The 10582-nt window shown below is 54.3% G+C and carries 7 protein-coding genes; 3 read left to right on the plus strand and 4 right to left on the minus strand.

Features of this window, described 5'->3' with window-relative positions; genetic code table 11:
- Nucleotides 1-162: 162 nt before the first annotated feature.
- The 4 genes from I6L39_RS17785 to I6L39_RS17800 form a co-directional block, all read right to left on the minus strand.
- Entirely contained in the window at nucleotides 163-3471 is a 3309-nt protein-coding gene (locus I6L39_RS17785; protein WP_216990414.1) for a tyrosine-type recombinase/integrase, read from the minus strand.
- On the minus strand, nucleotides 3456-5834 hold the full coding sequence (locus I6L39_RS17790) for a site-specific integrase (protein ID WP_043133682.1): 2379 nt from the start codon (nucleotides 5832-5834) through the stop codon (nucleotides 3456-3458). Before I6L39_RS17790 ends, I6L39_RS17785 begins: the two co-directional genes overlap by 16 nt.
- Complete coding sequence (locus tag I6L39_RS17795) at nucleotides 5827-6405, minus strand: hypothetical protein (protein ID WP_043133680.1); 579 nt, start codon at nucleotides 6403-6405, stop codon at nucleotides 5827-5829. The genes I6L39_RS17790 and I6L39_RS17795 overlap by 8 nt, the downstream gene beginning before the upstream one ends.
- A 331-nt stretch (nucleotides 6406-6736) precedes the next feature.
- A complete protein-coding gene (locus I6L39_RS17800; RefSeq protein ID WP_021140686.1) occupies nucleotides 6737-7189 on the minus strand; it encodes an antitoxin Xre/MbcA/ParS toxin-binding domain-containing protein in 453 nt (150 codons plus the stop codon).
- Nucleotides 7190-7443: 254 nt separating this feature from the next.
- Here I6L39_RS17800 and I6L39_RS17805 point away from each other — a divergent pair, with 254 nt between their 5' ends.
- The 3 genes from I6L39_RS17805 to I6L39_RS17815 all read left to right on the plus strand — a co-directional run bounded on the left by I6L39_RS17805 (nucleotide 7444) and on the right by I6L39_RS17815 (nucleotide 10528).
- Nucleotides 7444-8751, plus strand: a complete 1308-nt coding sequence (locus tag I6L39_RS17805; protein ID WP_021140687.1) for a Fic family protein — start codon at nucleotides 7444-7446, stop codon at nucleotides 8749-8751.
- 78 nt (nucleotides 8752-8829) lie between these two features.
- Nucleotides 8830-9081, plus strand: a complete 252-nt coding sequence (locus tag I6L39_RS17810; protein ID WP_010674977.1) for a type II toxin-antitoxin system Phd/YefM family antitoxin — start codon at nucleotides 8830-8832, stop codon at nucleotides 9079-9081.
- 352 nt (nucleotides 9082-9433) lie between these two features.
- Nucleotides 9434-10528, plus strand: coding sequence for a helix-turn-helix transcriptional regulator (locus tag I6L39_RS17815; protein WP_216990415.1), 1095 nt, complete (start codon nucleotides 9434-9436; stop codon nucleotides 10526-10528).
- The last annotated feature ends 54 nt before the right edge of the window (nucleotides 10529-10582 follow it).

Raw genomic sequence — 10582 nt, forward strand, 5'->3', positions numbered from 1 at the left:
GGATGGGAAAAGCTGGTTCAGCCCTCGACAGCAGCGCCGGCAAGCAGAGCAATTCCTGCCCCTTCAGGGCCTATCCACATCAGATGCGCAGCGCGCAGTGGTCAGGCAGCTGGCAAAATGGCGAAGCAAATAGATTTTATTCTATTTCAGCATGTTGCACGTTCAATCTGTAAGCTCACGCGCGGTTTGACGTGCAAAGTCGGCTTTCTTCTTGTTACCTAGCGATACCAGCTCTTGGATGCTCATTACTTTCAGCGCCACGACATAGGCGACTGTCCGCAGCAACGGAGTGCTGTAGCGCGCCATTGGTTTTACCGTGTCAGCATTTTGCTGCCGCTCAGTAGAACGCTGACAGATACCCGCCTCGTCAGGATGAATTATTCGCAGTAGTGCCCGGTTAGCCCCACTTTTTTCAATGAATTCACTCTTCACGCGATAGCGTGAGATGACCTCCCGCCATGGGGATTTTTCACTCCGTTTGGCGCCACATCGTACCTCGATCGCAATCCGTGTCGCTGGCAGCAGTAACACCGTCACACTCAGGAAGGCTTGCAACATCTGTGGATCCGTGAAGGGGATCCCAGTGTTGCGAGTATTGCTTCGGACTAGCAGATAGCCAATCCATTCGATGAAAGCCGCTCGTTGCTCGCGATAGACCTGGCGAGCCAGTTTAACCACTTTACGGAGTTCGACTTGCTCCTTATGACTGCGCAAGGCTCCAGGAAGCAAATTCAGATGATGTGACGTTGAGTAGAGCAATCGCTGTGCTCCCCGCTGAGTCTTAAATGCTTTAAGTAAATGAATTTTTTCAACTAACTCATCGACCATAGCGGGTGTGAGTTGATAACGATTGAGTTGATCGGTGATATCTTCATGTCGTGCGAACCGTGCGATCAGCTCCAGAGCGGCATCAAAATCCAGCTTGTGTTTAACCAAGGGAGGGTAAGGTGCACACTCCATCAGGACCCAGGAGACCTGTTGAAGATAAGGCGAAAGCGACTGGAGCAGGGCCTCCCGGCAGCGCTGCCATGTCAAGGGCCCCTCCAACCAGTCGTTCTGTGTGAGCTTTGCACGAGACAGCCCGGTGAAGTGGTGTCGCAGTGACAAAGACCAGTCGTACTTGGCCTGCAACAGACACGCTGCATTGACCCAGTGGGTAAAATGCAAATATGAGTGCAACGTCGTCTCCGGGCTCTGATGGCCAGCAAACTGGGCCAGCGCCCAATAATCCCCCTGAGTGGATGAGTGTGTGATGGTCTGGTAGATAGCGGTACACTGTGCGGCCGACCAAGGCAGGAAATGTGCCCACCCTGGCAAACTGTGCAGTGCCAGAGCTTCGTGATGTAGCAGCAGTTGCAGGCGGCTCAATGCCGTATGCCGCAGATGATGGAAGGTATAGTATTTCCCACCAACCTGCCGAAGGATACTGGTTAACGGCCCCCTGATCTCTTCATCCGACATCGGTATCAACCAACCGCTCTGTGAGGGAAACGCCAGCGCGTTCGCGTTTTTCGCCTTTCGCGGCCATAACCCAGACAAGTGCGCATCCAATCGAGTACGCTCTTCCGGGGTCAGCAAGACCCCCAGGGGGATCTTGCGGGTGGCACTGTCACTCTTGCCATCATCAAGCCGGGTATCGCGGATATATAGCCAGCACTCTGGACTGCGTTCGATATCTTTTAACCTGAGCTTTTGGATCTCGCTCAAGCGCAGTCCAGCACGATAAGCCACGATGTATAACGCGCTCAGACACTCTCGGTAACTCGATGAGGTGTGCGTCATCCGCTCCATTCCACGCAGCAACTGTCGAAAGAGAGGTTCACTGAGATAGGTGGCACGCACATGGGGCCTCTGGCGCTCGCGCGGGACCAGCTCCTCCGGCAATGGGGCCAAGTGGTAACTCGCCACCGCATAGCTGTGCAGGCTGGTCAAGCGTGCAGCCATGTAGCTGACAGCATTCTTTTGGCTAACGGGCGCCTCGGAAGAGGAACTTTCCGGCTCTGCGGAGGAGGATCTTTCCAGGTCCGTCCGTTCAACCGCACCAGAGAGCGCCGGGTCGACGACCAGATTTGAAGTCCCCCCATACTCTTCCAGCAATGCTCGATAACAGCTCAGAAAACGATCGCCATCCCATAAGCCGAGATCATGATCAAAGCACCGAACAAGCCATTGCTGACCACCGCGACTAAGGTAACTGCGCAGCGTCGAAGGCTTGTTTTTGTTCTTTGCGATGCATTGATGTAGCCACCCAACCAGGATCTGCTCTGACTTGCTGAGGGTCTGCTCATTGCGCAACCGGTTCAGTCCTGCGAGGCAGCTTGCCTTCGTCTGCTTGCGAGTCGCGCTCTCCTTTTCCGCCAACACCGTTCGCAACCGAGCCAGTAAGGATGAATAAGGGTGGTCTTCGCCATGGTAGCGCCAACGCTTGGAACTGCCTGCCGTCAGGTTATCGACTAATCCGGTACTCGCCTCCTGCGCCAAACACACCACTTGGTGACCATCCGCAACCGTCGGATGATGCAGTGAAAGCCAGTTTTCATGAGGCAGCGGTACACTGTGTAACGCCCCAGATGCCACATGAGTCAGGATCTGTGGCCAGCGGACCCCGGCTTGCCCACCGGTTACCAGACTCGCCCCTTGGCAAAACTCTTTGATCCCGCGCAGGGGTGCAGTCAGATGTCTCTGGGCCCATAAGCTGAATGTGTCGAGCTCAACGGCAAGCTCAAACGTTTTGCCGCGCCGACGATACCAGCGCTGTACCAACCCCAGAGTCGGCAGGCTTAGGAAAATCTGGAGCTCGGTAACCCCCTTCCCTGCTCTATCGTGCGCATTGGTGGCCAACGCCTTGCTCTCTAACGTCAAAGGCAACCAAACAACTGAGCCATTCGTGCATAATCTTCGCCGCTCAGCGATGGCCAGCATCAGTGCGTGCAAAATCGCCGTCTGGTGTACACCGCAGTAAAACACCGCGCTATGAAGAATGTCGGCCAGTAAATCTTCAGCTTCGATCAGGCTAGTGTCGCGGGCCTCGATCTGTCTATGCCAGTTCAGCAGCGCTTGACTACAGCGCTGCGCTTTGTCAAACCACTTTTCAGTGTAAGGTAGCGGGCGCCGAAGCACCGTCAGGGGGATTGTCGGCAACGGCAACTGCCAATACCCGCTGGTATTGCCCTGCTGCAGGCAAAGCAGGATGGCTCGCAGCCCAGCCTTGAATTCAGACTGTCGCCTATACTTGCCCGTCAACGTGCTCATCGCCAATGGCCACAGATACTCAAACCCTCGGACATCGGCTGGCTCCTTGAATAGGCCGGGCAAATGTTGCAACAGCGCATCCAGTGCTCGACGCTCTATTTGCACCTGAGCACGTTTGAGACGATCCCGACGCATAGCCCGACCAGACCGAAGAACGTTCGCTGCACGCTCATCTTCCTTTCGAAGCTGTTCACGCCAATCGATCAGTGGATTGTCCATTCGCCCATCACCTTCAACCCGAGGGTTTGATGCCATTTGTCCAGCACGTCCGTCAGGGTAAATAGATCGCTCAACGCCGCACTACTGTACTGGTTTGTGAACTCTGTCCCCATCTCCTCATGACCAAGCAGCGCATCGATAAACTCGGTGGCCACGCCTTGCTCCAGCAGGTGGCTGCGCACCGAATGGCGATGCCAGTTTGGCGCCAGGGGCAACAGATTTTCGAACTGCCTCATCATCGAATTTGGGGTGACGATTTCTGTGCCTTCCAGGCTGCCATCTTTGGCCTCGACCGCCCAGAACAGGAGCGCTCCAGCTCCACTCAATGCTTGCTCCGCCGCCGACACTAACGGCGCCAGCAGCGGCTCACGCTGACATGCCAAATATGTCAAATAGCGCTCCCAGGCTTGCAGTTGCTGCACTGCCAACGCTGACAATGGCACCAACCTGGCCGAGCTCACAGATCGTCCCTCTTTGTCTGTCAGCCGGATAAAGCGACTGATGAGGCAGTAATCGCCACGCCTGCCGTACATCTCCGTCACGGGCCTGGCGGCAGTAGAAAGATGGAGGATCAACAAACTGTGGCGCACGAGGAGGTTATGATATTGCGTCAGCGTTGGACGCTGCTGCCGTGACCCACTGAGTCGTGCACAGAGGTACTGCTGATAATTTCCTAGGAGTCGAGCAAGCTCGCCAACGCTAGGATAGAGGCGTGATCCGACAGCTCCTTGTTCTAATTCCGGTGCCAGCACCACCGCGGTCATCCCCATGGAGGCCAAATAACGGCGCCAGATCTGCAACACGTCTTTACGTGGCACATGACTGTAGGCCATAGGGGAACATTGCTGAGCCGCCTTGCCACGCAGGATACCGGCAATGGCGCTATCAATCCCCTCTCTTTGCAACCAAGCACGCTGGTAGTTTTGCAGCTGTCGCATGGTCAAGGCCGTGCCAGCTCGCTCATTTGCTCGCGCTAAACAATCCACCTGCGCGCTACTACTCAATGTCCTCCAACCGTGTCCAACCAATAAATGAGTGGCCCATTTTGGCAAAGGTAGCTGCAAGAATAAGTCGCTCTTTGGCAAAAAAGAGTGCAATTTCCTATGCACTCGGCTGTGGGCAACCTCTACATAGCGTTGTAGATACGCCCCATGAGGAAGCCGCCAAATACCACTGGCATTCTTTGAGGGTCCGTCGTCATCGGCAAATCGAGAGCCAGGAGCAGGCAATTTAATCTCAGTACTCGGCCAGACCGGCAGCTTGTGCAAGTCCTCGCTACTCGTGCCCATCACCAGTTGCAGCAGGATCGACAGCGCCGGCAACGCCGTTTCATCGACCGCCTGAGGCATCAAGGCATCGACGAGGCGTGTGATCTGTGACGCTGTGGCAATCCAAAGGTTGGCCGGCAACTGCAGATGACGCATCGACATGGAGAGCGCTATCGAGGCGCTTTGCAAAACCCTCGCCTGAATATCCATCAACCCCTGTGGCTGAGAGGACACCAGCAGCGTCTGCTGCTCAGGGAGGGTTCCTCGCTCCTCTTCACCCTCCCACTCGGTCAGTTTGACTTTGCCGCGCTGCAGCAGAACCTCCCGTAGCAACAGGATTTGGGTCTGCTCGTCGAGCTGCTCTTGATAACGCGCCTCCAGTTGGAACCGCTGGCGTTCGCCGGTTGACCGGGTACCCGTTTTGATCTCTTTGGCTCGCGCCTTATAGAGTCGGCTCAGTAGGGCCTCCAAGGCCCCTGTATTGACGCTCACCTGCTTGTTATTGGCATATTGCTCTCTCTGGATCTTGATGGCTTGCAATAGCGTCAGTATCGGCTGCGTAAAATCGACCTCAGACAGGGCCTTGATCATCACCTCGCGCTGATTGTTCGCCATCAGCCTGACGTTGCGCAGCGCCTCTTCGACCGTTTGGTCCCGCTCGGCAATACCCTGAGAAAAATTGATATGTGATAACGCCAAGACGGCCAGGATCGTCACGGACTTGAGCTGAGCAAATAGCTCACCGTTGAGGCTATGGCCACTACGCAATTCCGCCAAGATGGCGTCAACGAGATAGAATTGGCTGAGTCTCCGATCTTTACTCAACCGCTCACGCATTTGCATGGCAGAGAGTGGCGATGGGGGCAGCATCTCTTTGGATGAGACAGAATCGATCCACTGCAGCTCGGCGGCCAACAACGCGGTCAGTGTTGGATCCAATCCCAGGATCCCCTGACAGCAGGCTTGCAACGATTCAAGGATTTGCCGGTGCCACTCGGCCAACGCCTCCGGAAACACCAGCTGTCGGGTAAGGGAACGGGCGGGTTCAGCGTCAAGACCCTCCACTGCCTGCTCCTGCGAAAGGTCATCACTCATCGGCTAACCTCTGCAAGAAGAAGTTAGGTTCGGGCACCGATACCATCCCGTTCTTTTTGTCTTTTTGCCGGGACTTGCTCAGCGCCTCCTGAGCATGCGCCAGCTGTTCCCGGGACAACCCGCACACCTTGGCCCAATAGTCTTGAGACAACCGCTTCTTCTGAAACCAGTTAAGACGCTGCTCGTCTGTCAGAACGCGATTGAAAATTCGTCGGCTGCATTCGATGAGACGGGGCTCCCCTAACAGCGTCATCAACCTCAGCCACTCCCCGGCCAGATGCTGATCGACCTCACCATCATTCAGCCCGCAGGGGATCAATCGTTGCCCAGGCGGCGGTTTGATTGGCGACGGCCAAGACAATACTGGCAACAATGGCCCTACGATCATAAGCGCACTGCCCACATCATCGCCTGACGACAAGGGACGATAGAGAATAATGGCTGACTCCCAGAGCGTATGGAATTGATCGGCAATCGGCAGCCCAGTCTTGAAGCCCAACTCCAACCACGCCTCACGAAACGCGACTAACGCCGGATGGATCTGATAGTTCCCTGACTCCTTCGTCCTCATGTAAACCCCGTGTATCACCCGTTACTAACACATTACATAAAAATGTATTTTGTTTTCAAACAGTTCCTTAGCGATAAACCGATTCAGCCACACACCGAACCTCTGAACCTGCGCATGGCAGGCCTACCGCAGGCAGGTACTGTGAATGAAGTCAGGAATGGAGATGCAATTCACCAAGTGGGTAATCGTCGAGGGAGCGGGATCATTTAGCCGATATGCAAGGGGGAATGTGACTGACTCGGGTGACGTCAATTGAACAATGCTTGGCTTTCTCCTGCACATGCTGGACACCGCTGTCGAGCGGTAACGCCTTCAGCGAGATAGGTCGCCATCAAACGACGACGCCATGCTCAATCTGACCGATGAGATCGATAACTGCCTGAGCTCCGACAGCGGTCGTCAGGAAAGTAGCAGGAGGGTTTCCTCCCAGCGCCCGGGCAGGTTTGTTCAACCACTCAAGCGCCTTCCCCCTGTCCCCCTCGAACAGCGACTCCGCAGCCTCCATCACACTAACGAATGAATAGATACGGGCACTCTGAGCGCGGGACAGCAGGGCCGCCGCAGTGCGCTTGCGTGTCACCGTCGAGCGGTCAATGCCAACCAGCTGACAGACTATCTTGACGTCGCAGCCCAGCAACGCAGCCAGTTCATTGACGATGGAGGGAGCCATTCCAGCCACAATGAGATGATGCGCCCCCACAAGCTCCTGGGGCAAGGCCAGCGAGGCCATCAGCCCCTTCGGTTGGCGGATCTGGCGAACAGAACGATAAGCAGCGTAGGACATGGCGAGGCGGCTCCCTGTATCATTGCGCCTTTAAACTAGCCCATCTAAACCATACCATCAACGATGCAGGACTCTTTCAAACCCCAAACGTTAACCTATGAAGCCACCGCAAAACTGCGCCAAACTTGCCACTAAAACTGGCGCAGTTTAGTTAACTGCGCCAAAATGGCGCCATATATATGAAAAACGCGCCAACAAACACGATGTCAGCGACCACAGACCTACTAGAGACTATCAGGGGATCCGAAAGCGGATTGACGCTGGCTGAACTGCTGGGCCGCCACCCGAGCATAGCCAGACGCACCGCACAGCGCCTGATAGCCAAGCTGATTGAAAGCGGCCACATCACAGCCCAAGGCGAAGGACGGGCTCGCCGCTATCATGCTGACTCCGAGAGCCATACCGAGCCCCGGATAGCCAAGGTGGACAGTTTCCCCGCGTTCATCCCACTCTCTGCCGACAGCCTGGATATCCTTGCCTATATCGACCAGCCCCTCCCAGCCCGCAAGCCCGTGGGCTATCAGCATGATTTCTTGCAGGCATATCATCCCAACGAAACCTGTTACCTGTCCGAATCACTGCGCCGTCAGTTGCACAACATGGGCAAGACCACAGACATCGATGAGCCTGCCGGCACATACAGTCGAGCGATCCTGAACCGTTTGTTGATCGACTTATCATGGGCATCGAGCCACCTGGAAGGTAATACCTATAGCAGGCTAGACACCCGTGAACTTATCGAGCACGGCAAGGCCGCGCGGGGTAAGGGAGCCATCGAAACGCAGATGATCCTGAACCATAAAACCGCGATCGAGTTACTGGTCGAAAACATCGACAGTGCCGAATTTAACCGCTACACCCTGATGAACTTGCACAGCGCCCTGGCGGAAAACTTGCTACCCAACCCTGCCGATGAGGGGCGCATTCGCCAACATGCTGTCGACATCAGTAAAAGTATCTATCGCCCGTTATCCACGGCACAACAAATCGAAGAGGTGCTGGACGAGGTGCTGAGCAAAGCCAATCAGATCCACGATCCGTTTGAACAATCGTTTTTCATGATGGTGCACTTGCCCTACCTACAACCTTTTGCCGACATCAATAAACGCACTTCCCGCCTGGCCGCGAATCTCCCCCTGTTTCGTGGCAACCTCTGCCCGCTCACCTTCCTCGATGTACCAGAACAGGCCTACAGCCGCGCCACCCTCGGTGTGTACGAAATGGCCCGCATCGAACTGCTACGCGACCTGTACGTGTGGGCTTATGAACGTTCAACCCAAGAATATCTTGCCATCAAGCGGGATCTCGCCGAACCTGACCCACTTCGCCTAGCATGGCGGGATCTTATCAAACAGACTGTCCGTGGGGTCGTCACGTCGATCCAACTTGATCCACTCAGCACCATTGAACAAGCGGTGTCAGAGAACGTCCCGCAGCAAGAGCGATCGGCCGTACAGGCACTGATTGTTGAAGAGTTGCGAAGGCTGCATGAAGGTGTTCTGGCACGCTATGGTTTACGGCCCTCGGAGTTTATCGCGTGGAAAGCGCAACATGGGCGCTGATTGATACTGTGACAATCGTCGAGTTGAGTATCTATTAAGGTATTCCATAGTGCGGTGCTCTATGCCGAGGACATCATCATGAGTTACCAAAGCCTGGCAGCCACCACTGCCAATATCACAGAGCTCAGACGCAATCCAATGGGGACCATCAAAGAGGGAAAAGGCGATGCCGTCGCCATCCTCTATCGTAACGAGCCAGCATTCTATTGTGTGCCGCCTGAGCTCTACGCCTACTATCTGGAACTGGCCGAAGATGCCGAGCTGAACCGTATTGTCGATGAGCGAGTCAAACGGTCGGAGTTCGTCAGCGTCAACCTGGAGGACCTATGATTTAGAATCTGTTCACGATCACCTGAACAGGGGAACCAGAAACGCTAACTGGATGAATTGCAGGCTGATGTTGAGTTTTCGTTCGCAGTTATTGCAAAATTGAAAATCCAGGTAAAGAGGGCATCAACTGACATCACATGGCTCCAGAAAAAAGCACACAAGATCATAGTCAGATCGTGGGATCAAACCTATTTACCTGATTAAAAAACACTCACGCCCCGCCATTGCGGCTCCATAGGAATCCACGCCACGCTTCGGTAACAGCGCCTCGTGCTATGATAAACATTCTGACTAAATTGCCAACAAGACCAAATAATAACCATGGTCGTTTGCAAGCAAAACAGGAGGTCCTATGCGAGATCAGGATGAGATCTACGACAGGTTGTTAGAATGCTGTTACTCCACTGTGCTGAATCCCAGCGCTTGGCATGAGTTGCTCGCGGGAATGGCTGATGCAACAGGGCGACAGCAGGGTGCGTTATTATTCTGGGATCCGCATAATCCAACAGGTGAAATATCAAAGACTTATCAACTCGATAAAAGTGTTACAGACGCCTATAACAGCTACTACTGCAATCTTGACCCTGCTCGTTCAATTATCGAAAACTGGGGAATTGGGCACTGGTATCATGACGAGCTGGAGCTGGGGGTAGAACGCATGCGCCGAGACCCATTTTATCAGGAGTTTCAACGACCATTTGGTTTGAGAAGTGTTTCCAGTACGAAGCTGTATGAGACGAATGACGCCAGATTTTTCTTTACGCTACTGCTCACAATCGATGCACCTCAACCATCACGGTCACAACAAAACCTGCTAAAACGGATGACCCCCCATTTACTCAAAGCTGCAGATTTATCCAGTCGTATTACTCAGTTGGAGTTACATGTGGCCAAGCGAGACCTTCTGCTTGAGAAGCAATCTGTTGCACTCTGGTTGTTAGAACCTGATGGGCGGATAATCCACTGTAACACGTTGGCCGAACGCGCCATGCAGCAGGAAAACCACCTTCTTTACCAAGATAAAGGGCGCTTGCTATGCAGATCTCACAATGGACTTCTGCAGCAGGCATTGCACAAGGCTGGCGGAAGCCACGGGCCAAGAAAAGCAAATTTGCTGCACTTCACAACACCAGTGCGTAGAGATCTGTTGGTGACTCCTGTTGCGGCTGACTCCCCTTTCAACTCCCTCTTCCAAAGACCGCTGGTTATGCTCGCGGTACTAGAAAACCGCATTCGAGAGGAGTTGCTGGCTGAGCTATTTCAAGCATCTCCTGCAGAATTGCGTCTGGTACGACTGCTGGCGCAGGGATACAGCCCGGAACAGTGTGCAATTCAGCTTGGGATAAGCATCAACACCGTACGCAGTCAGTTGCGCTCTTTATATAGAAAAACGGGGACCGAGCGCCAAGGAGAGCTACTGAGTCTTATTGGACACCTGAGCGTCTAATTAAAATTTCTGCTGTTTTCATATATGTCCATGAACCAAGATGCGCACTGCCGC

This window comes from Aeromonas sp. FDAARGOS 1409 (assembly GCF_019048705.1).
Lineage (GTDB): Bacteria > Pseudomonadota > Gammaproteobacteria > Enterobacterales > Aeromonadaceae > Aeromonas > Aeromonas sanarellii.